The organism is Leclercia pneumoniae, from assembly GCF_017348915.1.
Lineage (GTDB): Bacteria > Pseudomonadota > Gammaproteobacteria > Enterobacterales > Enterobacteriaceae > Enterobacter > Enterobacter pneumoniae.
Window position 1 is genome coordinate 3,548,533 of record NZ_CP071383.1, and the last position, 24,389, is coordinate 3,572,921.

General features: G+C 58.9%; 25 protein-coding genes and 1 pseudogene. 8 read left to right on the plus strand and 18 right to left on the minus strand.

Annotation, left to right across the window (positions count from 1 at the left end; translation table 11 throughout):
- Positions 1–21: 21 nt before the first annotated feature.
- The 14 genes and pseudogenes from JZ655_RS17180 to JZ655_RS17245 form a co-directional block, all read right to left on the minus strand.
- Positions 22–1,662 (minus strand): thiamine pyrophosphate-binding protein, encoded by a 1,641-nt coding sequence (locus JZ655_RS17180; RefSeq protein WP_207292371.1) that lies wholly within the window; start codon positions 1,660–1,662, stop codon positions 22–24.
- Positions 1,663–1,675: 13 nt separating this feature from the next.
- Positions 1,676–3,145: an aldehyde dehydrogenase gene (locus JZ655_RS17185; protein ID WP_207292372.1), complete on the minus strand. Its 1,470-nt coding sequence runs from the start codon at positions 3,143–3,145 to the stop codon at positions 1,676–1,678.
- A gap of 9 nt (positions 3,146–3,154) precedes the next feature.
- Positions 3,155–3,925 carry an aspartate dehydrogenase gene (locus JZ655_RS17190; RefSeq protein WP_207292373.1) on the minus strand — a complete coding sequence of 257 codons (771 nt, stop codon included), beginning with the start codon at positions 3,923–3,925 and terminating at the stop codon, positions 3,155–3,157.
- 9 nt (positions 3,926–3,934) lie between these two features.
- Positions 3,935–4,729: an SDR family oxidoreductase gene (locus JZ655_RS17195; protein ID WP_207292374.1), complete on the minus strand. Its 795-nt coding sequence runs from the start codon at positions 4,727–4,729 to the stop codon at positions 3,935–3,937.
- Positions 4,713–5,483: an alpha/beta fold hydrolase gene (locus tag JZ655_RS17200; RefSeq protein ID WP_207292375.1), complete on the minus strand. Its 771-nt coding sequence runs from the start codon at positions 5,481–5,483 to the stop codon at positions 4,713–4,715. The genes JZ655_RS17195 and JZ655_RS17200 overlap by 17 nt, the downstream gene beginning before the upstream one ends.
- A 9-nt stretch (positions 5,484–5,492) precedes the next feature.
- Positions 5,493–6,023 (minus strand): cupin domain-containing protein, encoded by a 531-nt coding sequence (locus JZ655_RS17205; RefSeq protein ID WP_207292376.1) that lies wholly within the window; start codon positions 6,021–6,023, stop codon positions 5,493–5,495.
- 10 nt (positions 6,024–6,033) lie between these two features.
- On the minus strand, positions 6,034–7,290 hold the full coding sequence (locus tag JZ655_RS17210) for an MFS transporter (protein WP_207292377.1): 1,257 nt from the start codon (positions 7,288–7,290) through the stop codon (positions 6,034–6,036).
- Between the two features lie 25 nt (positions 7,291–7,315).
- A complete protein-coding gene (locus JZ655_RS17215; RefSeq protein WP_207292378.1) occupies positions 7,316–8,503 on the minus strand; it encodes an NAD(P)/FAD-dependent oxidoreductase in 1,188 nt (395 codons plus the stop codon).
- Complete coding sequence (locus JZ655_RS17220; RefSeq protein ID WP_207292379.1) at positions 8,500–9,426, minus strand: VOC family protein; 927 nt, start codon at positions 9,424–9,426, stop codon at positions 8,500–8,502. The genes JZ655_RS17215 and JZ655_RS17220 overlap by 4 nt, the downstream gene beginning before the upstream one ends.
- 78 nt (positions 9,427–9,504) lie before the next feature.
- Positions 9,505–10,293 carry an IclR family transcriptional regulator gene (locus JZ655_RS17225; protein WP_207292380.1) on the minus strand — a complete coding sequence of 263 codons (789 nt, stop codon included), beginning with the start codon at positions 10,291–10,293 and terminating at the stop codon, positions 9,505–9,507.
- A gap of 12 nt (positions 10,294–10,305) precedes the next feature.
- A complete protein-coding gene (locus tag JZ655_RS17230) occupies positions 10,306–11,055 on the minus strand; it encodes an SDR family oxidoreductase (RefSeq protein ID WP_207292381.1) in 750 nt (249 codons plus the stop codon).
- Complete coding sequence (locus JZ655_RS17235; protein ID WP_046887141.1) at positions 11,055–12,077, minus strand: aromatic ring-hydroxylating oxygenase subunit alpha; 1,023 nt, start codon at positions 12,075–12,077, stop codon at positions 11,055–11,057. Before JZ655_RS17235 ends, JZ655_RS17230 begins: the two co-directional genes overlap by 1 nt.
- A gap of 10 nt (positions 12,078–12,087) precedes the next feature.
- Positions 12,088–12,396, minus strand: a pseudogene (locus tag JZ655_RS17240) (recombinase-like helix-turn-helix domain-containing protein).
- On the minus strand, positions 12,393–12,716 hold the full coding sequence (locus tag JZ655_RS17245) for a Rieske (2Fe-2S) protein (RefSeq protein WP_013098654.1): 324 nt from the start codon (positions 12,714–12,716) through the stop codon (positions 12,393–12,395). The pseudogene JZ655_RS17240 and the gene JZ655_RS17245 overlap by 4 nt, the downstream one beginning before the upstream one ends.
- 406 nt (positions 12,717–13,122) lie before the next feature.
- On the opposite strand from JZ655_RS17245, the gene JZ655_RS17250 reads away from it, so the two are divergent.
- Complete coding sequence (locus tag JZ655_RS17250) at positions 13,123–14,334, plus strand: MFS transporter (RefSeq protein WP_207293873.1); 1,212 nt, start codon at positions 13,123–13,125, stop codon at positions 14,332–14,334.
- A gap of 3 nt (positions 14,335–14,337) precedes the next feature.
- On the opposite strand, the gene speB is transcribed toward JZ655_RS17250, so the two are convergent.
- The 4 genes from speB to JZ655_RS21675 form a co-directional block, all read right to left on the minus strand.
- On the minus strand, positions 14,338–15,258 hold the full coding sequence (gene speB / locus JZ655_RS17255) for an agmatinase (RefSeq protein ID WP_040074090.1): 921 nt from the start codon (positions 15,256–15,258) through the stop codon (positions 14,338–14,340).
- A 261-nt stretch (positions 15,259–15,519) separates the two neighbouring features.
- Complete coding sequence (speA, locus tag JZ655_RS17260) at positions 15,520–17,496, minus strand: biosynthetic arginine decarboxylase (RefSeq protein WP_207292382.1); 1,977 nt, start codon at positions 17,494–17,496, stop codon at positions 15,520–15,522.
- Between the two features lie 8 nt (positions 17,497–17,504).
- Positions 17,505–17,636: an acid stress response protein YqgB gene (yqgB, locus tag JZ655_RS17265; protein ID WP_154298976.1), complete on the minus strand. Its 132-nt coding sequence runs from the start codon at positions 17,634–17,636 to the stop codon at positions 17,505–17,507.
- 94 nt (positions 17,637–17,730) lie between these two features.
- Positions 17,731–17,874 carry a hypothetical protein gene (locus JZ655_RS21675; protein WP_422393496.1) on the minus strand — a complete coding sequence of 48 codons (144 nt, stop codon included), beginning with the start codon at positions 17,872–17,874 and terminating at the stop codon, positions 17,731–17,733.
- Positions 17,875–17,988: 114 nt separating this feature from the next.
- On the opposite strand from JZ655_RS21675, the gene JZ655_RS21445 reads away from it, so the two are divergent.
- The 7 genes from JZ655_RS21445 (at position 17,989) to gshB (ending at position 24,368) form a co-directional block, all read left to right on the plus strand.
- The gene (locus JZ655_RS21445) at positions 17,989–18,150 is read left to right on the plus strand and encodes a hypothetical protein (RefSeq protein WP_242637281.1); all 162 of its coding nucleotides are present in this window, start codon (positions 17,989–17,991) and stop codon (positions 18,148–18,150) included.
- Between the two features lie 146 nt (positions 18,151–18,296).
- Positions 18,297–19,451, plus strand: a complete 1,155-nt coding sequence (gene metK / locus JZ655_RS17275; RefSeq protein ID WP_040074088.1) for a methionine adenosyltransferase — start codon at positions 18,297–18,299, stop codon at positions 19,449–19,451.
- A 365-nt stretch (positions 19,452–19,816) separates the two neighbouring features.
- Positions 19,817–21,214 (plus strand): galactose/proton symporter, encoded by a 1,398-nt coding sequence (gene galP / locus JZ655_RS17280; RefSeq protein WP_040074087.1) that lies wholly within the window; start codon positions 19,817–19,819, stop codon positions 21,212–21,214.
- 60 nt (positions 21,215–21,274) lie between these two features.
- Positions 21,275–21,772 carry a SprT family zinc-dependent metalloprotease gene (locus tag JZ655_RS17285; protein WP_040074086.1) on the plus strand — a complete coding sequence of 166 codons (498 nt, stop codon included), beginning with the start codon at positions 21,275–21,277 and terminating at the stop codon, positions 21,770–21,772.
- Between the two features lie 93 nt (positions 21,773–21,865).
- On the plus strand, positions 21,866–22,573 hold the full coding sequence (gene endA, locus JZ655_RS17290) for a deoxyribonuclease I (RefSeq protein WP_040074085.1): 708 nt from the start codon (positions 21,866–21,868) through the stop codon (positions 22,571–22,573).
- A 95-nt stretch (positions 22,574–22,668) separates the two neighbouring features.
- Positions 22,669–23,400: a 16S rRNA (uracil(1498)-N(3))-methyltransferase gene (rsmE, locus tag JZ655_RS17295; protein WP_040078396.1), complete on the plus strand. Its 732-nt coding sequence runs from the start codon at positions 22,669–22,671 to the stop codon at positions 23,398–23,400.
- 20 nt (positions 23,401–23,420) lie between these two features.
- On the plus strand, positions 23,421–24,368 hold the full coding sequence (gene gshB / locus JZ655_RS17300; protein WP_040074083.1) for a glutathione synthase: 948 nt from the start codon (positions 23,421–23,423) through the stop codon (positions 24,366–24,368).
- Positions 24,369–24,389 lie beyond the last annotated feature (21 nt).

Below are 24,389 nucleotides of genomic sequence, written 5' to 3' on the forward strand. Positions count from 1 at the left end.
TAACGTTGCTATATCCTCTAATCAATACAGCGACTTCTGCGGCGGCCCGGCAAACTTCAGCGCGCCAATCTGCCCCATGCGCACCTCTACCACCGATGGCCCCGGCATTGACAGCGCCTCCGTCATCACCGCGTCAAAATCCTCGGCCCGCTCCACGCTCCACGCCTGCAGGCCAATCGCCTGCGCCAGTAGGGTAAAGTCCGGCGTGTGCAGTTCGTTGTAATACTGACGCCCACCGAAATACTTATCCTGGATACCGCGCATTACGCCATAGCCGCCGTCGTTCATGATCAGCAGCGTCACGTTCGCTTTCTCCTGGGCAAGCGTTGCCAGTTCCCCGAGGTTAAGGCTCAGGCCGCCGTCACCTACCAGCCCCACCACCTTGCGCTGCGGGTTGGCAATCGCGGTGCCGATCGCCATCGGCAGCCCCATGCCAATCGCCCCCGCCAGAGAGTGAATGTTCATCAGCGGGCCGTTAGCGCGGAACAGACGGCTGCCCCACAGGCTGCCGGAAACGGTGATATCCCGCACCAGCAGGCCGTCGTTCGGCAGGGCGTTGTCGATAGCGTCGTTCAGCTTCGCATAGGCGCCGCACTGCTCGCGCAGCCCCTGCTCTGCTGTTGCTACCGCCTGCTGAACCTGCCCATCCCACTGGGCATTGCCCCATTCGCGCCCCTGCGCTTTGTTCGCCAGCACCGCCAGTAGTGCGGAGCAGTCGGCGACCAGGGTGTTATCCATCAGATAGTTACGGCTCGCCGCCGCCGGATCGATATCAATCTGCACGCGGGGATGCGGCAGCTCGAGCGTCCACGAGCGGGTTTCGTTACTGCGCAGGCGTGAGCCTGCCACCAGCGTAAAGTCGCACCGGGCAATCAGCGCCTCGACCGACGGTGAATTGTGGAACGCCCGCAGGCTGGCGCGATGGCTGTCCGGCAGCACGCCGCGTGCGTGGGTGCTGGAGATCACCGTAACGCCCGCATCCGCCAGCTTTTGCACGGCCTCAGCACTTCCCAGCGCCCCCCCGCCCAGCCACAGCAGAGGCTGTTTCGCCTGCTTAAGCTGTGCCCAGAGCGCCTCGACCACAGCCTTATCAACGGTGTCCGGCGCGGTGGATTTTACCGGTGCCGTCACCAGCGAGGCCGGGATCTTCGCCCCCTGAATATCAATCGGAATTTCCACCGAAACCGGCCCGCACGGCGGCGTCTGTGCCTCCTGAATGGCCTTATGGAGAATAGCGACCGCCTGGTGAGCATTGCTGATGCGCCAGGCCCGTTTCGAGCTGGCCTTGAGGAAGGTCAGCTGATCGCGGGTTTCGTGTATAAACCCGGTGTCGGCATCCAGCCAGGCTTTTTCAACCTGGCCGGTCAGGTGCAGCAGCGGCGTACAGGCGTTCATGGCTTCCACCAGCGCCCCCACCGCGTTGCCCGCCCCTGCGCCGGTGCTGGTCAGCGCCACGCCAAGGCCGGAAAAGCGTCCGTGGGCGTCGGCCATGGTGACGGAACCCGCCTCGCCGCGCGCGGGCACAAAGCGGATGTTGCCCCGCTGACCCACCGCATCCGCGATCGGCAGGTTGTGAATAGAGATGACGCCGTAGATGGCCTCAACCTGATACTGCTCCAGCGTTCTGGCGATGGCGTCGCCGACGGTTATCATTTCGCTCATTGCTCACCCTTTCTCAGTCGCACCAGTGGTTGACGCTATTACCCGTCGCCAGATAAATGCTCTTTTGCTGCATCCAGGCTTTCAGCCCCTGAATGCCCTTTTCGCGGCCCAGACCGCTCTCTTTAAAGCCCCCAAACGGGGTCGAAATCGCAAACACTTTGTAGGTGTTGATCCACACGGTGCCTGCTTCCAGTTGCTCGCTCAGGCGCAGGGCACGTCCGGTATCGCGCGTCCAGATGCCCGCCGCCAGGCCGTACACCGAGTCGTTGGCCTCGCGGATCAGCGCCGCCTCGTCACTGAACGGCATCGCCACCAGCACCGGGCCGAAGATCTCCTCCTGACAGGCGCGGGCGGAGTTGGTCAGCCCCTCGATAATCGTTGGCTGGAAGAAGCTGCCGCTGGCAAGCGCCGGATCGGCCGGGATCTCCCCGCCGCACAGGACGCGGCCCCCTTCGCGTTGCGCCAGCTCTACGTAGGCCTGCACGCTCTGGCGATGTTTGTCGTTAATCAGCGGGCCGATATGCGTACCGTCGGCAAACGGATGGCCGACGCGCAGGCCGCGCGTGAGTTTCAGCAGCCGTGCCATCAGCGGAGCGTAAATGCTCTCGTGGATAAACAGCCGTGAACCGGCAATGCACGCCTGCCCCGCCGAGCTGAAAATGCCGTAGCAGATCCCGCGCGCAGCCTGCTCGACGTCCGCATCGTCCAGCACAATGGTCGGGGATTTTCCGCCCAGCTCCAGCGACGCCGGGATCAGTTTTTCCGCCGCCACGTGCGCCAAATGCCGCCCTGTGGTCGTGCCGCCGGTAAAGGAAATTTTCCGCACGCGAGGATGGCGCGCCAGCGCGTCGCCAATCACCGAACCTTTGCCCGGCAGCACGCTCAGCAGCCCGGCGGGCAGCCCGGCCTGTTCAAAAATACGCGCCAGCTCCAGCGCCATCAGCGGCGTGGCCTCGGCAGGTTTGAGGATCACGGCATTTCCGGCGGCAATGGCCGGGGCAACCTTCTGCATTTCGCTGGCAATCGGTGAATTCCACGGCGTGATGGCCGCCACCACGCCGAGTGGCTCGTAGCGGCTCAGCGTCAGGAGATCGGGCTGGCGTGGGGTGGGAAGTTCGCCTTCCAGCAGTTCGCAGGCGGCGGCGAAATAGCGCGCCGTGCCCGCCGCACTCATCACCAGGCCACGCGCTTCCGCCAGCGGCTTGCCGTTATCGCGGCTCTGCATCTGCGCCAGTTCATCGACGCGGGATTCAATCAGATCGGCCACCTTGTGCAGGATCTTCGCCCGCATATGCGGCAGGCGGTTGCGCCAGTCCGGATCGCGCCACGCGCGTTCGCCTGCCTCGATGGCATCTTCCAGATCGTCCAGGCTTGCGGCGTTGAGCGTCGCGTTGATTGAGCCGTCCGCCGGGAACTGGCTCTGCATCAGGTTGCCGCCGCCGTGGCGCCAGTGACCACCGATAAAAATCTTCAGATCGTCCATTGTGACTCCTTAGCTCAGGGCCAGCTCACGGCAGGCGCGCACCGCGCTCAGTGCCGCCAGGGTGGAGGTTTTGGGGTTGCTGGCAAGCGGCAGGCCGCTCAGTTCCAGATGAAACTCGCCAAACAGCCCTTCGACGTGCAGCGTATGGGTGTTGCGCGTCGTCGCCGGGTCGACCATCAGTTGCACGCGAGTGTCATCCATCCCGACGCCGCCGAGCGCCACGGTCGCCGCCACGTTGGCGTTAGCCGGGAACAGCCGCGCCGCCTCGCGGGCGCTGCCCTCAAAGAACACCTGCGCCTGCGACACCGCGTTAAGATCGATAAGCTGCTCGGCGTAGCTGCCGCGCCAGCTGGCCGGGCTTTTGCGCGACCGATAGGTCACACGCTCCAGGCCGCCCTCTCTGGCGGCGGAAAGCCCGTCGATGCCCGCCACCGCGCCGGAGAGGAGCGTGAGTTTTCCGCCCGCGTTGAGCAGACGCTGTTCCAGCGCGCTGTCCGCCAGCGCGCCGGTGGATATCACGGCCAGATGCCAGCCGCGATGCAGTATCTCTTCGCCGTACTGCGCCACTGCCTGCTGGCTGGCGCACTCCAGCACCAGATCGGGCGCTTCAGCGCAGTCCACCGGCGAGGCCAGCGCCGCCACCGCACCGCCGAACTGCGCGCGAATGGCCTCGTGGTGAGCCTCGCGCGCAACGATCCAGCCGATGCTGACGCCATCAGGCAGGCGCTCAATTACCGCCTGCGCCATCGCGCCAAAGCCAATTAACATGATTTTTTTCATGATGCGTCCTTACAGGTGACGGCAGAAGCCGCCGGAAACGTCCAGTGCGGCACCGGTGGTAAACGAGGCCAGCTGCGAGGCGAGGAACAGCAGCGCCTGTGCGGGCTCCTGCGGCTTGCCGAGGCGCGCCATCGGTATGCCCCGCTTGCGCGCAATATCCGCCGTCCATTCCGGCCAGCTCTGGCTTTTATCCGTCCGGTTTTCAAAGCGGCGCTGCCACTGGCCAGACTCCACCATGCCGAGCAAAATGGAGTTGACGCGAATACCTTTGCCCACCAGCTCTTTAGAGAGTGTCAGCGTCATGTTCAGCAGCGCGGCGCGGGCGGCGGAGGTGGCGATCATGTGCTCCTCCGGCTGCAACGCCAGCAGGGAGTTGACGCAGGTAATCGAGGCGATATCGGACTGCTCCAGCAGAGGCTGAAACGCCTGCACCGGGTTGATTACTCCGAACAGTTTCAGTTCGGCTTCGTGCAGCCACGCCTCGCGCGGGGTGTCGTTGAAGTGCGCCACGTAGCCCTGCCCGGCGTTGTTGATCAACATATCCGCCGCGCCAAAGCGCGCCTGAACCGCCTGCGCGAAAGCCTGCACCTCATCGGCGTTGAGCACGTCGCAGCGGTAAGCGAAGATCTCTCCGTCGGGGTAGTCGTTTTGCAGCGCCGCGTGCGCACTGGCGAGCCGGTCCGGATCGCGGCCGCAGAAGGCCACTTTTGCCCCCTCGCCCAGCAGCAGGCGCAGCGTTTCAAAGCCAATGCCGGACGATCCGCCGGTGACTACCGCTACGCGACCATCAATGTGTGCATTCATCGCCTATCTCCTGGTGAATACGTAAAAGCTGTTGGTTAAAAAACGCCGCGTTATCGAGGTAGCTGGCGTGCCCGGCCTGGGGAATAGAGGTAAACGGCATGCCGTAGCGCAGCGCCAGCCCCTGCACCTGCTCGGGTTGGGTGATGGCATCCTGCTCGCCGCACCAGGCTTCAAAGGTGCCCGAATAGCGCGTCAGCCAGCCGTGGATATCGTCGTGGGCCAGCATCCACGCGGCGGCGAGATAGCCTTCCGGGCGCAGGGCGCGCATGCCCGTCGCAACGGTCGCGATATCCTCCGCGCGCGCGCCGGGGCGCAGCAGCTTCGCCGCACGGGTCTGGGCGAGTATGTCGCCGCCCAGCGCGATCTGCTGCTCGCGGTTGCGCCACACCTGCTCACGCTGCTCCGGCGCGGCCTGGCCGTAGCCCTGCGCCGCGTCCGCCAGCACCAGATGCTGCACGCGTTGCGGAAACTTCGCGGCAAAGGCGCTGGCAACCAGCGCCCCCAGCGAGTGCCCGACCAGCACCGCCTGCCAGACGCCCGCGCGATCGAGCATCGCCGCCAGCGCGTCGGCGTAATCGCCCGCGTTCGCGCGTTCGGTCGAGAGCATCGGGCTTTCGCCATACCCGGGCATGTCCCACGCCAGCACGCGAAAACCGCTCAGCGCCATCTGCTTATGCCAGGAGGCCGCGCCGGAGCTGATACCGTGCAGCAGCATCAGCGGCGTGCCGCTTCCCTGTTCGCGAAAGCCCGTCATACCGCCTCCTTACCCGCGCTTCACTTTAGAGAGCGGATGATCGGCCGGATAGGTTGGGACTTCCGGCTTGTTGGTTCCCAGCATTACGCACATCAGCGCCTCTTCTTCGCCGTGGTTAAACAGCCCGCGGTAGATGCCTGGCGGAACGGAGATCAGGTCGCGCTCGCGCAGCACGGTTTCGGTGTAGTTGTCGCCGTCCTGAATCATCAGGGTGATCTGCCCTTTGAGCATGAAGAAGACCTCTTCCACGTCGTCGTGCAGGTGCAGCGGCCCTTCGCACTTCGACGGCAATACCATGGTGGAAAAGGTGAAGTGGTCGGCCTGAACGGTATTGGTGTCGTTCGCCACGCCGGTTGCGCCGGTGCCGATATAGCGCATCTGCGCGCGGCGGTATTTCGGGTCATAGTCGGCCTGGAACTTCAGGGCGTTCCAGTCGTATTTGCGGCCTTCAAAGCGCGCAATGCGCGACTCGACCCACTCTTCCATGGTCAGATGGTCAGGCTTAATGCCCGGTTTTGCAGTTACGGTTGAATCAGTCATGACACTCTCCTCAGTAACGTCTCAGCAGCGGCAGTAACAGGACGCAGCCCACCGCCGCCATCACCGCCAGAAAAATCAGTCCGGAATCCATGCTGTGGGTGAAGGCGATAAGCGCCCCCATCACCGCGGGCGACAGCGCCCCCGCAAAGTTTCCCAGCCCGTTGAAAATGCCGCCCGCCGTCGCGCTCACCCGGGGATGGGTAGCCTTCGCCAGCAGGGCGAAAATGTTCGGCGCACCCGTGCCCCACATAAAGGTGCTAAAGCTCATCGCCGCGATAATCGTCAGGGGCGTATCAAGGTGCATCACCGCCGTCAGCCCGACGGCTGCGCCCGCCATGGAGATAAAACAGGCCGCCGCGCGCTTATCGACGCGGTCCGAAAGCCAGGCGCCAATCACTTCGCCCGCCAGCATGGCGATAAACGGCATCGACGACAGCCAGCCCGCGTGCTCCAGATGAATGCCCTTGCCCTTGATCAGGTAGCCCGGCAGCCAGCCGTTGATCCCCCACAGATAGGTGAGAAAGGCGACGTTAAAGACGCAGATTATCCAGAAGTGCGGGCTGACAAACAGCTCGCGCCGCGCCGCACGCCGCTCGTCCCGTGATGCCTGCGTGGTTGTCGGCTTCACGTCGAGACGAATACCGCGCAGGCCTATGCGCACAAAGATCAGCACCGGCACGGTGAGCATCGCCATGACAAAGAAGGTGCTTTGCCAGCCGAAAGTGTTGAGCAGCCAGAGGGAGAGCGGGAAACCAATTGCCGCGCCCACCGGCGTACCGAGCAGCCACAGCATGGTGGCGCGCGCCTGCAGATGTTGCGGGAAGTTATGGCGCACGATGGCGAACGCCAGCGGGAACAGCGGCCCTTCGGCGATGCCCAGCAGAATGCGCAGAACAATCATCACCGTGTAGTTATGGGTGAAGCCCATCGCCACCATCAGCACGCACCACACCGCCATCATCCCGGTGAGCAGGCGCAGCGGCGGGATTTTGTCCCCCAGCCCGCTAAGTAGAACCGATGAAAAGCCGTAGCTCAGCAGAAATACGCTCATCAGGATGCCGAGGCGCGTGGTGTCAAAATCGATCCCCATCGCCTGCTGGAAATGGCTATCGGAAAACAGTGCCGCGATACTGATTTTGTCGAAAAACGCCAGCAGCACGCAGGCCAGCAGCGACAGCGGGATAGCCCAGCGTACGGCTTTTTCAGGCGTGCGGGTTCCCTCGCCGCTCGCCTCTGCGGGCGCGGCGTTGGTCTCGAATGTGGTCATGTCTCCCCCTACGGGTGCGGGTTAGCTATCGCAGTGACATCAGTGAAAAGGCCGGGTCGCTCAGCGGCACGTCCGATAAGTCTCGTCCCGCCGCCATCCAGCGCTTCGCCAGCTTGACGGTACGCGCGTCGTTAAAGGCTACCAGCTGCGTCAACCGTCCGCCGTCATCCAGCGAGAAGAACAGCGCGTTATCACGAACGACGGTTTTGCCGCCAGGCTGCGGAATGCCGAGGATCTGAATGTTGTGCTGATATTGATCCGACCACAGCCACGGTGCGTCGTCGTAGCCCGGCGCGTCTGGGTTAAGCATTGCTTTCGCCGTCGCCACCGCCTGATTCTGGGCGAAGGCCCACGACTGGATGCACAGCCCGTAGTGGTGATGCTGCGCGACATCGCCCGCGGCAAAGATGGCCGGATCCGACGTGCGCCCCTGCGCGTCCACCACGATCCCACGGTCGGTCTTCAGCCCGGCGTCGCGGGCCAGCTCAAGGTTCAGATCGACGCCGATCCCCACCACCACCGCATCGAAGATTTCGCGTTTGCCGTCGCAGTGGAGCACCGGCAGACCGTTGTGATCGTCAAGTTCCAGCGCGCCGCAGCCGGTGCGGATATCCACGCCCTGCTCGCGATGGATCTTCTCCAGCTGTCGGGAGACCTCGCCGCTCACCGAGCGCATGCACAGGGCAGGCTGCTGCTCGAACAGCGTAACCGCCACGCCACTTTTGCGCGCCGAGGCGGCAATCTCCAGGCCGATCCAGCCGCCGCCGACAATCGCCAGGGTGTTGCTTTGCGCCAGACGCGCTTTCAGGCGCTGCGCGTCCTGCCAGTGGCGCAGGGTGTAGACCTGCGGATGTTTTGCCCACGTCTCGCCCGGCAGACGCGCCCGCCCACCGGTCGCAATTAAAAGGATGTTGTAACTAAGGAGCTCACCATTGCTTAAATGTACCTTTTTCGCGGCGCGATCGATCTGCGTGGCGCGTAAAGGGCGGTACCAGGTCAGATTCAGCGCCTGCTGGGCCTCTTCAGCAAACAGGCGCGGCAGCGCGGCATCGGCGTCCAGCAACGCGGCTTTCGAAAGCGGCGGGCGCTCATAAAAATCCCACTCCTCTTCCGCCACCACGCAAATCTCGCCGTCAAAGCCGTCGTCGCGCAGGGTTTTCGCCGCCCAGGCACCCGCCTGGCCGCCGCCGATAATGACAATGCGCGAGGTCATACCGCCTCCGGCTTTTTCTGCTGGCGGCGCGTGTCATGGTCAATCCCGCCCTCTACTGCCCATTCGGTAAAGGAGATCAGGGAGTGTTCCAGCTCACGCGGCTGCCAGTTTTCGGTCAGGTAGTCGTCGTTGGTGTAGTACTCAAACGCGCCGCCGGTCGGGCTGTTGACGTACCAGAAGTAGGCGGACGACACCGGATGGCGGCCCGGCCCGATAAAGGTGCTCCAGTCGTTTTTATTCATCGCAATGCCGCCGCCGATCACCTCGTGAATGTCGCGCACGGTAAAGGCGACGTGGTTCAGGCCGCGCTTGCGATTCGGCAACTGGAGCAGGAAAAGATTGTGATGGCCGCCACGCGGGCCACAGCGCAGGAACACGGCGCGGTTGATGTAGCGGTCAGAAACCTGGAAGCCAAGCACCTCGCGGTAGAACTTTTCTACTGCCGCCAGCTCCTCGACGAAGAAGACCACGTGACCAACGTTGATCGGCTGAGCGCGGTCGTACACCGGGCTTGGCGTGTCGATGCGGCGGGCGTCGCCCCACTGGTTAATCGGCTCGACGTTCAGCTCAACCGGCACCTGCTGGCTCACCTGTACGCGCAGGGTCATACTGTTCGGATCAAGACACTCCAGCGCGTCCCCCACCTGGCGAAAGCCGGGCTGCTGCGCCAGCTTCGGGCGCAACGCATCCAGCTCGTCCTGGGTCGCCACCGCCCAGGTCATGCGGCGCAGGGTGTTGCCCGCTTCAAACGCCGGCGGCAGGTCGGGGCTGTCAATTGGGTTGAGCTCAACGCGCGCGCCGCTCAGGGTGGTAAAACGCTGGCCGCTGGCATCGCCCGTCAGGCCAAAATCACGCATAAATTTGGCGCAGTGCGTCAGGTTATCAACGCCAAATTCCAGCTTTTCAATTCCGGTTACACTCATCGTTCGTTGCCTCATCTGGCCCAAATTGGGCGTAAAACATGCCCGACGCAGCAAAGCGCCTGACGTTAATTCACTGATTTAACTGGCCTGTGACAAATATCCTAAGAAGCCAGAGATCTTATCCGCCGCCAGACGGACCTCGTTTTGCAGGCGCTCGCGGTCGGTCCGGGGGATCTCCTCTGACGGCACCAGAATGCTGACCACCGCCGCCACCCGTCCGCTGCGGTCATACACCGGATAGACGATGGAGGAGATGCCGTGGCGGAAGAAAGATTCGCCAATGACAAACCCGCGGGCTTTGTCCTGCTGCACCATCTGCCACAGCGCTTCGCGGTCATGAAGCTGCCCCGGCGTGTTGCCCGGCAGGCGCTCGTGCGGGAACAGGTGTTCAAAGTCAGCGCGCGAAATATCGGTCAGCAGCATGCGGCCAAGCGAGGTGCAGTGCACCGGCAGGCGGGTGCCAATACTTACCTGGTTGATGCGCGAACCGGCTGCGCTGACGCGGGCGACGTAAATAATGTCGCGCCCGTCGCGGATCGCCAGATGGCTGCTGCACTGGCTGACGTCGCGCAACTGTTCAATAACCGGCTGGCCGACCTGCGCCACGTCCAGCGAGGCGATGTACTCAAAGCCCAGACGCAGCACGTTCATGCCGAGCGAGAAAGTATTGGTGCGCACGTTGCGCTCCAGAAATCCCATGTATTCCAGCGTCTGCACCACGCGATAGGCGGTCGCTTTTGGCATATCCACCAGCCGGTGCAGCTCGGCAAAGGTCAGATCGCGGTGCTGCTCGCCGAAGGCCAACAGCAGCTGGAGACCGCGCTCCAGCCCTGGCACGAGATACTTCACTTCACGATCGTTTTCCATATTCACCAGGCCTCAGTTAAAGACAAAACCGCCGTTGACCGGAATCAGCTGCCCGGTAATGAACCGCGACAGATCGCTTAACAGCCAGACCACGCTGCCCGTCACATCTTCCGGCTGCTGCGCGCCGGTTAACGCGCGGCCATTTTCGTACAGCTGATGGCGTTCGGCGGGCACATATTCGGTCGCCTCGACGCGGGTTAATCCCGGCGCGATGGCATTGATGCGGATACGTTTTTCACCCAGCTCACGGGCCATCGAGCGGGTCATGGCAATCACCGCGCCCTTGCTGGCAACATAGGCCATCAGGCGCGGTGCACCCCACAGCGCGGTGTCGGAAGCGACGTTCACAATCCCGGCCCCCTCGCGCAGCAGCGGCACGGCGGCGCGCGTCACCAGCCAGGTGCCCTTGACGTTAACGCTCATCACCCGATCCCAGAGATCCGGATCGTAATCGAGCATGTTTTTGCCCCCCACGCCGGTCGCCATGGCTGCGTTATTCACCAGCCCGTCAATCTGGCCCTGCTCGCCGATGGCGCTGAATACCTGCTCAATGGCGTGCGGATCGGCCAGATCGATTATGTGGGATTCAATTTCATAGCCCTGCTCACGCAGCCCGTGCGCGCTTTCGGCCAGCTCGCCCTTCAGGATGTCGCACATCACCACCGCCGCCCCCTGCTCTGCGCAGGCTTTAGCAAAGTGATAGCCCAGCCCGCGCGCGGCGCCGGTCACGACGATGCGCTTCCCGCTCAGCAGGCCGTTCATCAGGCGGCTCCCTGCTGTTCTTCCCGCATCGCCAGCTGCTCTTTTGCCGCCTTTTGCATCATGCGGCGCAGGCGGGAGAGGCCGACGTCGTGCTGGTACAGGTATTCATGCTCGCGGGCGTTCGGGGCGAGGCTTTCGAGTACCACGCGGTCCTGTTCGAGGACTTCCCAGTGCAGTTTCTCCAGGCGGTTGCGGTACATGAAGCGCCACATGTCGCGCTGCCAGCCCTGCACCCGGCGGATACGCCAGAAGAAGACGCGGCAGTTGTCGTTATCTTCCGGCACCACCATGCCGACGATAAAGAAGTGGCCGCCCGGCCCGAAACGCTTCTTATAAGGAATGGAGAGGCGCATCCAGCAGGTGCCGCTGTTGCCCAGCTCTACCCAGTCGAAGTTGATGCCGCTCTGCCCTTTTTTCTCAAAGATGAAGCCGGTTTTGGTCGGCTGCAGCACCATCTCCGCCTTGCGGTCCCCTTCCGCCATCGAGTGCGACGACGAGTGCAGATAGGTGCCGTGCATCGGGTCCATCACGTTTTCCAGCGCGTACTGGTAGTTGCATTTCCACCCGGCGGTGCAGAGGAAGTTGCTGAAATTGTCGGTGTCGGCGAGTTCATCCGGGAAGCTCAGTTCATCCGGCTGCTGGTCAGCGGTAACGCCGAACCACAGGAAGATGGCCCCATGCGCCTCCTGCACGTTGTAGCTGCGGACGCACTGCTGGCCGACCAGCGGGCATTTATCCACCGCGGGTACATCTTTCACCTCGCCGTTACCCGCCACTTCCACGCCGTGATACCAGCAGGCGATGCGGTCGCCGAGATTCCAGCCCATAGACAGCCGCGCGCCGCGGTGTGGACAGCGATCTTCCAGCGCCTGCACCTGGCCGTCTTTGTTACGCCAGACCACAATCTGCTCGCCGAGACGGGTAATACCCACCGGCGCAGACTGCACTTCCCAGCTCGCCAGAACCGGATACCAGAGGCCGCGCAGACCTTTATCAAGATAGTGTTGTACGGGAGTCGTCATCGCGTTGTCCTCAGTAGCCGTTAACCTGTAAGAATGCCTGGAAGCTGTTCTCGCTCCAGGGCTCGCCCTGCTGGTCGTGCAGGCGTGCGGAGTTCAGACCGTTCACCAGCTCCGGCAGGGTTTCCGCCCCCTACTCAAACAATTCTTCCAGGGTGGCGATAAGGTGCAGCTCCCAGTTTTCCGGCTCGCGGCTGCGGGTCTGCCAGATAATGTTCGGGTATTCGCCCGGCTTGTGGATCGCGCCGTTACCGCCCTCTGCCGGAGGGGTAAACTGGCGGCTTTCCGGCAGCGCCGGGTTAAAGTTCAGGGTCTCGCTCATGCCACGGTCTCCTCGACAAAGGTAATCTGGATTTGGTTTTCAAAGACCCGAACCGGGTAGCGGTTGAGGTTGCGACCGCCAGGGCCATGCAGGCACTGGCCGGTTTTGACATCAAAAACCGCCTCATGCAGCGGGCATTCCACTTTGCCGTCTTCCACAAAGCCCTGGCTCAGCAGCGCGTAGGCGTGCGGACATACGTCTTCCAGCGCGTAATATTCACCGTCAATTAAATAAACGCCGATCTCTTTACCCTCGACGTTGCCGCTAAAAGGGAAATCTTCCTGTACTTGTTCTGCGTCACATACGCCTATCCAGCTCATCGCGATCCTCCAGGCTTTTGTTTCATATATGAAACTCTGTTTCTTATTTAATACGGTCAATATAAAAGCGATGAATCTTTCGTCAAGCGGCAATGTGACGAATTTGTTAAACAAAAGCCAATTAATTAACTAAGTGTGCAAAGGATCACGAAAAAATGCAGCGATATGAAATTTTCATTATTTAGGCGTGAGGAAATACGTTTTAGTAATGGACGTAAATATTCACCAAAAGATATTGACTAATTTTATCATTCGTCATTAGAAATAAATAAAAGGGGTGCACGCGGAGTTTCACCTGTGAAACTTATTTTAATTTTATTGTTTATTAACAACGAGTTTCACTGGTGAACCATTTTACTTGCGTGACAATCACATTTATAAAAAATCAATCAATAAGGCGAGCATGATGACGGCAAGATGGCAAGGTACGATAGCACTGTTATTGCTAATTATTATTTCGTATGTCGACCGGGTTAATATTTCGGTGATGATTTTAAACCCGGAGTTCGCCGAACACTTTCAGTTAAATGAAAACAGAATGTTACAGGGAATGCTAATGACATGCTTTCTGCTGGGCTATGGTTTTTCCGCGTTACTCTTAACGCCGGTTATTGAAAGCAAACTCCATTATCGCCAGGGGTTGTTAATGAGCATTGCCATCTGGGCAGCGGTGTGTGCCATTTCACCGCTGCTCGGCTCGCTGATGGGGATGCTCATCGCGCGGGTGATTTTAGGCGTTGCCGAAGGGCCACTCTTTTCGCTGAAAACCCGCTTTATCAGCGATAACTTCTGCGCGGAGGAGATCGGCAAACCCAACGCTGTCACCGCGCTGGGCGTTTCGCTGGGGCTGACGGTGGGCTTTCCGCTGATTACCTGGCTGATGGCGCACCTCGGCTGGGCCGGATCGTTTTATGCCCTGGCAGCGATCAACCTGGTGCTGGGCGGCGGTGCGATCTGGCATTTTCTGCCCGCGCCGCGCGAGGTGACGACCATCCAAAAACCGGGTTTTATGCAGACCTTTACCCTCGCCTGGCATACGCCACTGCTCGGCCTGATCCTGCTGGTTGAAATCGCCACGCTGAGCTATCTCTGGGGTAGCAGCGCATGGCTCCCCGCCTGGCTGCGCGATGAGCATCACTTCTCGCTGCACGCGACCGGGCTGCTTGCCGCGGTCCCCTTCCTGTTAAGCCTTGGCTCAAAATTTCTCGGCGGCGTACTGCTCGACAAAATGCGCCCGGAGCAGGCCCCGGTGCTGTTTGTGGTGGGCGGCTTGCTAACGGCGTTGTCCGTCATCGCGCTGATGCTGAGTCACCAGCCGCTGTGGCTTGCGCTGTTTATGCTCTCGGCAAATATCTTCTGGGGACTTCAGGGGGCGGCCATTCCTGCGGTGATTCAGCATCACGCGGCGCGAGAAGCGGTCGGTAGCGCCTACGGAATTATTAATGGGATCGGCAATCTCTGCGCCGCCTTTATTCCGCTGCTGATGGGGATGGTGATGAAATCGATGGGGTCGGTGAGCTCAGGCTTTCCGGTGCTGGTGGTGTCGCAGGCGATCACCCTGCTGGCGGGGGGAGTGTTGCTGCTGCGCATGCGTCGCACAGCAGCACTCAGCGCGTAAAGGTTATTCGCCCTTTTTCGCCGCCTGGATGTAAAGCATTTCCAGCGCCAGGGTCGCCGCGGCCAGCGCGGTGATCTCGGACTGATCGTAAGCCGGCGCGACTTCCACCACGTCCATGCCCACGATGTTCAGATCTTTCAGGCCGCGCACCAGCTTGATGGCGCGGTCAGAGGTCAGCCCGCCGATGACCGGCGTACCGGTACCCGGTGCAAACGCCGGATCCAGACAGTCGATATCAAAGGTCAGGTACACCGGCATATCGCCAACGATCTGCTTCACCTGGGCGATGATGTCATCCACGCCGCGATCGTTCACCTGGCAGGCATCCAGCACGGTGAAACCGTTGTCTTTGTCGAACTCGGTGCGGATACCGATCTGCACGGAATGGTTCGGGTCAATCAACCCTTCTTTCGGCGCGGTGAAGAACATGGTGCCGTGGTCAAATTCACAGCCGTTTGCGTATGTGTCGGTATGCGCATCGAAGTGCACCAGCGCCATTTTACCGAAGTGTTTAGCGTGGGCGCGCAGCAGCGGCAGGGTCACGAAGTGGTCGCCACCGAAGGAGAGCATGCGCTTACCGGCAGCCAGCAGCTTCTCGGCGTGAGCCTGCAGCTTTTCGCTCATCTCACGCGCGTCGCCGAAGGCATACACCAGATCGCCGCAGTCCACGACGTTCAGGCGCTCACGCATGTCGAAGTTCCACGGGAAACGGTGATGTTCCCAGGCAAGGTTAGTGGAGACCTGACGGATCGCCGCCGGGCCGTGACGGCCACCCGCGCGACCAGAGGTCGCCATATCAAATGGCACCCCGGTGATCACCCACTCCGCGTCACTGTCGTACGGCTGGAAGTTCATCGGAAGGCGTAAAAAACCAAACGCGTTAGATACCAGAGAGTTATCGTACTGATGACCTAAGGTGCTCATGTCCTGACCTCATTTAACGTCGATGTTTAAAAAAGATGAAAAAAAATCCCCTCCGCGTCGTTAAACCCGACGAGGAAGGGATTGATTCGTAAATCGCATATTGGGGCGAATTATCGCCGGTAATCCATACGGGTTCAAGTGAGTATAGCATCCTGCCGGAGGGCGCCTTCGCCTTATCGGGCCGACATTCCCGGGCCCGATAAACGGGCATCACACGCCCGGCGGTCTGTTACCCTCTCCCACAGGGAGAGGGAGGTTCACTTACTCGTCTTCCAGATACGTATAGCCGTACAGACCCGCTTCAAACTCTTCCAGGAACTGCTGCTGGAGCTGATCGTCCAGACCGGTGTTCTTCACCTGATCGCGGAACTGGGTCAGCAGTTTTTTCGGATCCAGCTGGACATACTCCAGCATATCGGCCACGGTATCGCCCTCGTCAGAGAGCTCTACTTCTACATTGCCATCCGGGAAGACAAAGACATCCACCGCCTCGGTATCCCCGAACAGGTTGTGCATGTTACCGAGGATCTCCTGATACGCCCCGACCATGAAGAAGCCCAGCATTGGCGGGTTCTCCGGATCGTACTCCGGCATTGGCATGGTAGTGGCGATCCCGTCACCGTCGATGTAGTGATCGATGGCACCGTCTGAGTCACAGGTGATATCGAGCAGCACCGCACGGCGCTCAGGTACCTGATCCAGCCCTTCCAGCGGCAGGACCGGGAACAGCTGGTCAATACCCCATGCGTCCGGCATCGACTGGAACAGCGAGAAGTTGACGTACATTTTGTCCGCCATCCGCTCCTGCAGTTCGTCGATAATCGGGCGGTGCGCACGGTTGCTCGGATCGAGCTGCTTCTGCACTTCGTGGCACATGTTCAGATAAAGCTGCTCTGCCCAGGCACGCTCTTGCAGGCTGTACGCCCCGGATGAATAGCCGATATGAATATCATGCAGGTCCATCTGGCTATCGTGCAGCCATTCACGCAGCGAACGACGCGTGCTCGGCTCGTGCATCTCTTGCCAGGTTTCCCACATGCTCTGCAGCGCACGCGAGGCATCTTCCGCCGGCGCGGTCGCTTCGGTGTATTCGTTGCGCTCAACGCCGATAATGTTCGAGACCAGCACCGTATGGTGTGCGGTAACGGCACGACCCGATTCGGTGATCACGGTCGGGTGCGGCAGACCGTGCTCATCACACGCATCGCCAATCGCCCAGATGATGTTGTTAGCGTATTCGTTAAGGCCATAGTTCACCGAGCAATCCGACTGGGAGCGCGTACCTTCGTAGTCCACGCCCAGGCCGCCGCCCACGTCAAAGCACTGAATGTTCACGCCCAGCTTATGTAGCTCAACGTAGAAACGGGCCGACTCGCGCACGCCGGTGGCGATGTCGCGGATGTTAGCCATCTGCGAACCGAGATGGAAATGCAGCAGCTGAATACTGTCCAGACGACCATGCTCACGCATGATCTCTACCAGCTGCAGCACCTGGTTTGCCGCCAGGCCAAATTTGGATTTCTCGCCGCCGGAGGACTGCCATTTGCCGGAGCCCTGAGACGCCAGACGGGCACGCACGCCAAGACGCGGTACCACGTTAAGGCGCTCGGCCTCTTCCAGCACGATAGCGATTTCGGACATCTTCTCAATGACCAGATAGACCTTGTGGCCCATCTTCTCGCCAATCAGCGCCAGACGGATGTATTCGCGGTCTTTATAGCCGTTACAGACGATCACCGAGCGGGTCATGCCCGCATGCGCCAGTACCGCCATCAGCTCGGCTTTAGAGCCAGCTTCCAGCCCCAGCGGTTCGCCGGAGTGGATAAGGGATTCAATAACGCGGCGATGCTGGTTAACCTTGATCGGATAAACCAGGAAATAGTCGCCGTTGTAACCGTAGGATTCACGGGCGCGTTTAAACGCGGCGTTAATGGAACGCAGACGGTGTTGCAGGATCTGCGGGAAGCAGAACAGAGCAGGCAGACGCTGTCCCTGCGCTTCACGTGCTTTCACCAGTTGGGCGAGATCGACGCGCGCTTCCGGTACGTCAGGATCCGGGCAGACGCTGATGTGACCCAGTTCGTTGACGTCGTAGTAGTTGTTACCCCACCACGTAATATTGTATGTGCGCAGCATCTTGCTGGCTTCCTGGGAGCTCATCGCAACCTCCTGCATAGAACGTAGTACACCCTGTTCGCCTGCTGACGAAGGCGAAAATGAAGACATGTCGTCAGACATTGCGAACCTCAACTCTTACTAAAAAGTGTAAAACAGTTGACTACTATCGCAGCGTTAAACTGCGATAACAACCCATTAACCGACCAGTTTTCCAGCACAGAATGCTGGAAGCCGGGCCGTGCGACCGGTTTCTTGTTCATATCATTGTAAAACACGTAACCGAACTAAGTATGACAAGGTTCGGCGAAACCACGAGAAAACTCTTGTATTAACAAGAGCGCCCTTGTTCAGACTTCACAAAGCGTAACCGGCCCTGGAATCCTGAGAAGCGCCGAGATGGGTATAACATCGGCAGGTTTGCAGAATAGATTTGTAGAGAACGGGGAGTGCACTCCGGCCAGAAAGGCGGGACTGACAAGGCAGAAAACGACGGTTCATTATCTTGAATCACCTCCACGGGCGCCCCGAAAGACAGACCCACAAGCCAAAGCGAAAAGTTCACTGCTTAACCCGGCTGGAAGTGGCGTCCCGATGAGATCATCGAGCGCTATTATGTCGAAGCCGTGCGCGGCGTTTTATACCGAGAAGATGGGTAAAAAGCAAAATATAAATATGCGCATTGCCAGTGGTGTCCTGAAAAATTTCCAGTCGGGTTTTCAACGTAGTGGGAGCTATCTCAAAAAAAGCTGGAAATGGGGCGAAGAAGTGACCTAAAATAGCCGTCCAGATGTTAATCCATCCATACTGATTAACACTCAGACTGCCAGTGTCACTACCTGCACGTTCTGGCGGAAAACTCCGCTATAACGACCTCACACGACAGTTTGAGCTAACTAAATTCTCCTTAGGTGAAATAAAACATGGCAAAACACCTGTTTACGTCCGAGTCTGTATCAGAAGGACATCCTGATAAAATTGCTGACCAAATCTCCGATGCGGTGCTGGATGCGATCCTGGAACAGGATCCAAAAGCCCGCGTGGCATGTGAAACCTATGTCAAAACCGGCATGGTTCTGGTTGGCGGTGAAATCACCACCAGCGCATGGGTTGATATCGAAGAGATCACCCGTAACACGGTGCGTGAAATCGGCTATGTGCATTCTGATATGGGCTTTGATGCCAACTCCTGCGCCGTACTGAGCGCGATTGGCAAACAGTCTCCTGACATCAACCAGGGCGTTGACCGTGCTGACCCGCTGGAACAGGGCGCGGGCGACCAGGGCCTGATGTTCGGCTATGCGACCAACGAAACCGACGTGCTGATGCCAGCACCTGTGACTTACGCCCACCGTCTGGTGCAGCGTCAGGCTGAAGTGCGTAAAAACGGCACCCTGCCGTGGCTGCGCCCGGATGCGAAAAGCCAGGTAACTTTCCAGTACGATGACGGCAAAATTGTTGGCATCGATGCGGTTGTTCTCTCCACCCAGCACGCGGAAGATATTGATCAGAAATCCCTGCAAGAAGCGGTGATGGAAGAGATCATCAAGCCCGTTCTGCCGACCGAATGGCTGAACTCCGCGACCAAATTCTTCATCAACCCGACTGGCCGTTTCGTTATCGGTGGCCCAATGGGTGACTGTGGCCTGACCGGTCGTAAAATTATCGTTGATACCTACGGCGGCATGGCTCGTCACGGCGGCGGCGCGTTCTCCGGTAAAGACCCGTCTAAAGTTGACCGTTCCGCAGCGTACGCGGCACGTTATGTGGCGAAAAACATCGTTGCCGCTGGCCTGGCTGACCGCTGTGAGATTCAGGTTTCCTACGCAATCGGCGTGGCTGAACCGACTTCCATCATGGTGGAAACCTTCGGTACCGAAAAAGTGCCTTCCGAACAGCTGACTCTGCTGGTGCGCGAGTTCTTCGACCTGCGTCCATACGGCCTGATTCAGATGCTGGATCTGCTGCACCCAATCTATAAAGAGACCGCAGCATACGGTCACTTTGGTCGCGAACATTTCCCATGGGAAAAAACCGACAAAGCAGCCCTGCTGCGTGACGCAGCCGGTCTGAAATAAACGACCGACCTCTCTTCAAGGCCAGCCTCGCGCTGGCCTTTTTTTATCGTCCTGCCCTGGCTTTATGACGTTTTCAACACGATATGAAACCGCTTACATCACCTGTCATCGGCAGCGCTTTCAGAATATTCTCTTTGCATGAATCCCTTTCTTCTGCTGTTACATCCCCTTTAGGTTAAGTCTGAAACTGGCGCAAATACGATGCGCATCAACTATTTTAACTCTATATTTTCAAAGTCTTAATTTACTTTACGATCGCGATCTGGTGTAACCGATTACACCAATGTGACCTGTATCACATAACTTCACGATCTAATAACCTACCCTTTACATCGATAAAATTGATAACCCAACTGGAGGGCATAATGCCTGACAATAAAAAACAGGGGCGTACGTCCAATAAAGCCATGACGTTTTTCGTCTGCTTCCTTGCAGCCCTGGCAGGATTGCTATTTGGCCTGGATATCGGCGTCATTGCCGGTGCATTACCCTTCATCACCGATGAATTCAAAATTAGTGCCCACACCCAGGAGTGGGTAGTGAGCTCAATGATGTTTGGCGCCGCTGTGGGCGCCGTCGGCAGCGGCTGGCTCTCTTTCAAACTCGGGCGTAAAAAGAGCCTGATGATTGGGGCGATCCTCTTCGTGGCCGGTTCACTCTTTTCAGCCGCCGCACCCAATGTGGAAGTGCTGATCCTCTCCCGCGTATTACTGGGTCTGGCGGTAGGGGTAGCCTCTTATACCGCCCCGCTCTACCTCTCTGAAATAGCGCCGGAAAAAATCCGTGGCAGCATGATCTCTATGTATCAATTGATGATTACCATCGGTATCCTCGGTGCCTATCTGTCCGATACCGCGTTCAGCTATAGCGGCGCATGGCGCTGGATGCTGGGCGTCATTATCATCCCGGCGATTCTGCTGTTGATCGGGGTCTTCTTCCTGCCGGATAGCCCGCGCTGGTTCGCCGCAAAACGCCGCTTCCACGATGCGGAACGGGTGCTGTTACGTCTGCGAGACACCAGCGCCGAGGCCAAAAATGAACTGGAAGAGATCCGCGAAAGTCTGAAGGTAAAACAGTCCGGCTGGGCGCTGTTTAAAGAGAACAGCAACTTCCGTCGTGCCGTCTTCCTGGGGGTATTGCTCCAGGTCATGCAGCAGTTCACCGGTATGAACGTCATCATGTATTACGCGCCAAAAATCTTTGAACTGGCGGGTTATACCAACACCACCGAGCAGATGTGGGGAACGGTGATCGTCGGGCTGACTAACGTGCTGGCGACCTTTATCGCCATCGGCCTGGTTGACCGCTGGGGCCGTAAACCGACCCTGACGCTGGGCTTCCTGGTCATGGCGGTAGGTATGGGCGTGCTGGGTACCATGATGCACATGGGTATCAACTCACCGACCGCGCAGTACTTTGCCGTAGCGATGCTGCTGATGTTTATCGTTGGCTTCGCAATGAGCGCCGGTCCGCTGATTTGGGTACTGTGCTCTGAAATCCAGCCGCTGAAAGGCCGCGACTTCGGTATCACCTGTTCCACCGCCACCAACTGGATTGCGAACATGATCGTCGGCGCAACCTTCCTGACCATGCTCAATACGCTGGGCAATGCCAATACCTTCTGGGTTTATGGCGGTCTGAACGTGCTGTTCATTGTATTGACCCTGTGGCTGGTGCCTGAGACCAAACACGTCTCGCTAGAACACATCGAACGTAACCTGATGAAAGGACGTAAGCTTCGCGAAATCGGCGCTCACGACTAATCTTCAAACGGGGAGGATGGCTATTGCGCCTCCCCGCCTCCCGCTTTATGCTCTGCCCCTATGAAAACACCCCGTCTTCCCATCGCTATCCAGCAAGCCGTTATGCGCAGCCTGCGGGAAAAACTCGCCCAGGCCAACCTGAAACTGGGGCGCAGTTATCCGGAACCGAAGCTGGTTTATCAGCAGCGTGGCACCTCGGCTGGTACCGCATGGCTTGAGCCATACGAGATCCGCCTTAATCCGGTGCTTATGATGGAAAATCAGCAAGCCTTTATCGATGAAGTGGTGCCGCATGAACTGGCCCATCTGCTGGTCTGGAAACATTTCGGGCGCGTTGCCCCGCACGGTAAAGAGTGGAAATGGATGATGGAGAGCGTCCTCGGCGTCCCGGCGCGCCGCACCCACCAGTTCGAGCTGGATTCTGTACGCCGTAATACCTTCCCCTATCGCTGCGCGTGCCAGCAGCATCAGTTGACCGTACGCCGCCATAACCGGGTGGTGCGCGGTGAAGCGACTTACCGCTGCGTAAAGTGTGGCGAGGCGCTAACCGCAGAATAGACTGCGAACATTCAGGAACATTCCTGATCTGACTGATTGCATACAAGAACAACATTCGCTACGTTGCGGGCTCGTTTTACTACGGAGTTCACGATGTACCGTAAATACTCTCTCGCGGTTGCCCTTCTGGCTGCCGCGGTCTCTGGTCACGCGCTGGCCGAAGGTATTCACAGTTTCTCTCAGGCCAAAACCGCCGGCGTGAAGATTAACGCCGATGTGCCCGGTGATTTTTACTGTGGCTGTAAAATTAACTGGCAGGGCAAAAAAGGGGTCGTCGACCTTGAGTCCTGTGGCTACAAGGTTCGCAAAAACGAGAACCGCGCCAGCCGTATTGAGTGGGAGCACGTAGTCCCGGCATGGCAATTTGGCCACCAGCGGCAGTGCTGGCAGGACGGCGGACGAAAAAACTGCGCTAAAGACCCCGTCTATCGCCAGATAGAGAGTGATATGCACAATCTGCAGCCCGCGGTGGGCGAAGTTAACGGCGATCGCGGCAACTTTATGTACAGTCAGTGGAACGGCGGTGAAGGTCAATATGGCCAGTGCGCCATGAAGGTCGATTTCAAAGAGAAAGTCGCCGAGCCGCCAGCCAGGGCACGGGGCAGCATTGCCCGGACCTATTTCTATATGCGTGACCGCTACAACCTCACTCTTTCTCGCCAGCAAACCCAGCTGTTCAACGCCTGGAACAAGCTTTACCCGGTCTCCCCGTGGGAGTGCCAGCGCGACGAACGCATTGCAAAAGTTCAGGGGAATCACAACCCTTACGTGCAGCGCGCTTGCCAGGCGCAAAAGAGCTAACCTACACTAGCGGCAACTGATTTAGACAGACACGCCTTCAGGCCAGGGCCTGGAGGCGTGTCTGTATCACCGTATGACACATGGAATTTCTGACTATGCGCACTCCTCGCATCTATCACCCGGACCTGATTACCGCTGGCAGCGAAATTGCCCTCTCTGACGATGCGGCGAACCACGTCGGCCGCGTATTACGCATGGGCGCAGGCCAGGCGATTCAGCTTTTTGATGGCTCGAATCAGGTTTTTGAGGCGGAAATTACCCGCGCGGATAAAAAAAGCGTGCTGGTGCGCGTTGTGCGCGGCGAAATGGATGATCGTGAATCTCCGCTGCATATTCACCTGGGCCAGGTGATGTCGCGTGGCGAAAAAATGGAATTCACTATCCAGAAATCGATCGAACTGGGTGTAAGCCTCATTACGCCACTTTTTTCTGAGCGTTGCGGCGTTAAACTGGATGCTGAACGGCTGAATAAGAAGCTTCAGCAGTGGCAAAAAATCGCGATTGCCGCCTGTGAACAGTGTGGTCGCAACCGCGTCCCGGAGATCCGCCCGGCGATGGATCTCGAAGCCTGGTGCGCTGAAGAGGAGCAAGGGCTTAAGCTCAACCTGCATCCGCGCGCCAGCGCCAGCATCAATACCCTGCCGCTACCGGTTGAGCGCGTACGGTTGCTGATTGGCCCGGAAGGCGGGCTGTCAGCGGATGAAATCGCCATGACCGCGCGCTATCAGTTTACTGATATTCTGTTGGGGCCACGCGTTCTGCGTACTGAGACGACTGCACTCACTGCCATTACCGCACTTCAGGTGCGATTTGGCGATCTGGGTTGAAGCATTAACGGAGAAGAAGAATGATCAAGCTCGGCATCGTGATGGATCCCATCACAAGCATCAACATCAAGAAAGACTCCAGCTTTGCCATGCTGCTGGAAGCGCAGCGTCGCGGCTACCAGCTCCACTATATGGAGATGAGCGATCTTTATCTGATTAACGGCGAAGCCCGTGCGCGCACCCGCATTGTTAACGTCGAGCAGAACTACGACAAATGGTACGAATTTGGCTCCGAGCAGGATCTGCCTCTGGCCGAACTCGACGTGATCCTGATGCGTAAAGATCCGCCATTCGATACTGAATTTATCTACTGCACCTATATCCTTGAGCGTGCTGAAGAGAAAGGGACGTTGATCGTCAACAAGCCTCAGAGCCTGCGCGACTGTAATGAGAAGCTCTACACCGCCTGGTTCTCAGACCTGACGCCAGAAACCCTGGTGACCCGTAACAAAGCACAGCTGAAAGCCTTCTGGCAGAAACACGGCGACATCATCATGAAACCTCTGGACGGGATGGGCGGTGCGTCTATTTTCCGCGTCAAAGAGGGCGACCCGAACATCGGCGTGATTGCCGAAACCCTGACCGAACTGGGCACCCGTTACTGTATGGCGCAGAACTATCTGCCCGCCATTGTGGACGGTGATAAGCGCGTGCTGGTTGTTGATGGCGAACCGGTTCCTTACTGCCTGGCGCGTATTCCGCAGGGTGGCGAAACCCGCGGTAATCTGGCGGCAGGTGGTCGCGGTGAGCCCCGTCCGCTGAGCGAAAGCGACTGGGAAATTGCCCGTCGCGTCGGCCCGCTGCTGAAAGCCAAAGGGTTGATATTTGTGGGTCTCGACATTATTGGCGATCGTCTGACGGAAGTGAATGTGACCAGCCCAACCTGTATTCGCGAAATCGAAGCGGCGTTCCCGGTTTCTATTACCGGCATGCTGATGGATGCGATTGAAACGCGTCTGAAGGGATAATTTCGTTCGAAATACTGTTAG

Excerpts from the sequence above, each read along its gene's own strand:
- JZ655_RS17180 (WP_207292371.1), bottom strand. The coding sequence starts at position 1,662 with ATGAGCGAAATGATAACCGTCGGCGACGCCATCGCCAGAACGCTGGAG.
- JZ655_RS17185 (WP_207292372.1), bottom strand. The coding sequence starts at position 3,145 with ATGGACGATCTGAAGATTTTTATCGGTGGTCACTGGCGCCACGGCGGC.
- JZ655_RS17190 (WP_207292373.1), bottom strand. The coding sequence starts at position 3,925 with ATGAAAAAAATCATGTTAATTGGCTTTGGCGCGATGGCGCAGGCGGTA.
- JZ655_RS17195 (WP_207292374.1), bottom strand. The coding sequence starts at position 4,729 with ATGAATGCACACATTGATGGTCGCGTAGCGGTAGTCACCGGCGGATCG.
- JZ655_RS17200 (WP_207292375.1), bottom strand. The coding sequence starts at position 5,483 with ATGACGGGCTTTCGCGAACAGGGAAGCGGCACGCCGCTGATGCTGCTG.
- JZ655_RS17205 (WP_207292376.1), bottom strand. The coding sequence starts at position 6,023 with ATGACTGATTCAACCGTAACTGCAAAACCGGGCATTAAGCCTGACCAT.
- JZ655_RS17210 (WP_207292377.1), bottom strand. The coding sequence starts at position 7,290 with ATGACCACATTCGAGACCAACGCCGCGCCCGCAGAGGCGAGCGGCGAG.
- JZ655_RS17215 (WP_207292378.1), bottom strand. The coding sequence starts at position 8,503 with ATGACCTCGCGCATTGTCATTATCGGCGGCGGCCAGGCGGGTGCCTGG.
- JZ655_RS17220 (WP_207292379.1), bottom strand. The coding sequence starts at position 9,426 with ATGAGTGTAACCGGAATTGAAAAGCTGGAATTTGGCGTTGATAACCTG.
- JZ655_RS17225 (WP_207292380.1), bottom strand. The coding sequence starts at position 10,293 with ATGGAAAACGATCGTGAAGTGAAGTATCTCGTGCCAGGGCTGGAGCGC.
- JZ655_RS17230 (WP_207292381.1), bottom strand. The coding sequence starts at position 11,055 with ATGAACGGCCTGCTGAGCGGGAAGCGCATCGTCGTGACCGGCGCCGCG.
- JZ655_RS17235 (WP_046887141.1), bottom strand. The coding sequence starts at position 12,077 with ATGACGACTCCCGTACAACACTATCTTGATAAAGGTCTGCGCGGCCTC.
- JZ655_RS17245 (WP_013098654.1), bottom strand. The coding sequence starts at position 12,716 with ATGAGCTGGATAGGCGTATGTGACGCAGAACAAGTACAGGAAGATTTC.
- JZ655_RS17250 (WP_207293873.1), top strand. The coding sequence starts at position 13,123 with ATGACGGCAAGATGGCAAGGTACGATAGCACTGTTATTGCTAATTATT.
- speB (WP_040074090.1), bottom strand. The coding sequence starts at position 15,258 with ATGAGCACCTTAGGTCATCAGTACGATAACTCTCTGGTATCTAACGCG.
- speA (WP_207292382.1), bottom strand. The coding sequence starts at position 17,496 with ATGTCTGACGACATGTCTTCATTTTCGCCTTCGTCAGCAGGCGAACAG.
- yqgB (WP_154298976.1), bottom strand. The coding sequence starts at position 17,636 with ATGAACAAGAAACCGGTCGCACGGCCCGGCTTCCAGCATTCTGTGCTG.
- JZ655_RS21675 (WP_422393496.1), bottom strand. The coding sequence starts at position 17,874 with ATGAACCGTCGTTTTCTGCCTTGTCAGTCCCGCCTTTCTGGCCGGAGT.
- JZ655_RS21445 (WP_242637281.1), top strand. The coding sequence starts at position 17,989 with ATGTCGAAGCCGTGCGCGGCGTTTTATACCGAGAAGATGGGTAAAAAG.
- metK (WP_040074088.1), top strand. The coding sequence starts at position 18,297 with ATGGCAAAACACCTGTTTACGTCCGAGTCTGTATCAGAAGGACATCCT.
- galP (WP_040074087.1), top strand. The coding sequence starts at position 19,817 with ATGCCTGACAATAAAAAACAGGGGCGTACGTCCAATAAAGCCATGACG.
- JZ655_RS17285 (WP_040074086.1), top strand. The coding sequence starts at position 21,275 with ATGAAAACACCCCGTCTTCCCATCGCTATCCAGCAAGCCGTTATGCGC.
- endA (WP_040074085.1), top strand. The coding sequence starts at position 21,866 with ATGTACCGTAAATACTCTCTCGCGGTTGCCCTTCTGGCTGCCGCGGTC.
- rsmE (WP_040078396.1), top strand. The coding sequence starts at position 22,669 with ATGCGCACTCCTCGCATCTATCACCCGGACCTGATTACCGCTGGCAGC.
- gshB (WP_040074083.1), top strand. The coding sequence starts at position 23,421 with ATGATCAAGCTCGGCATCGTGATGGATCCCATCACAAGCATCAACATC.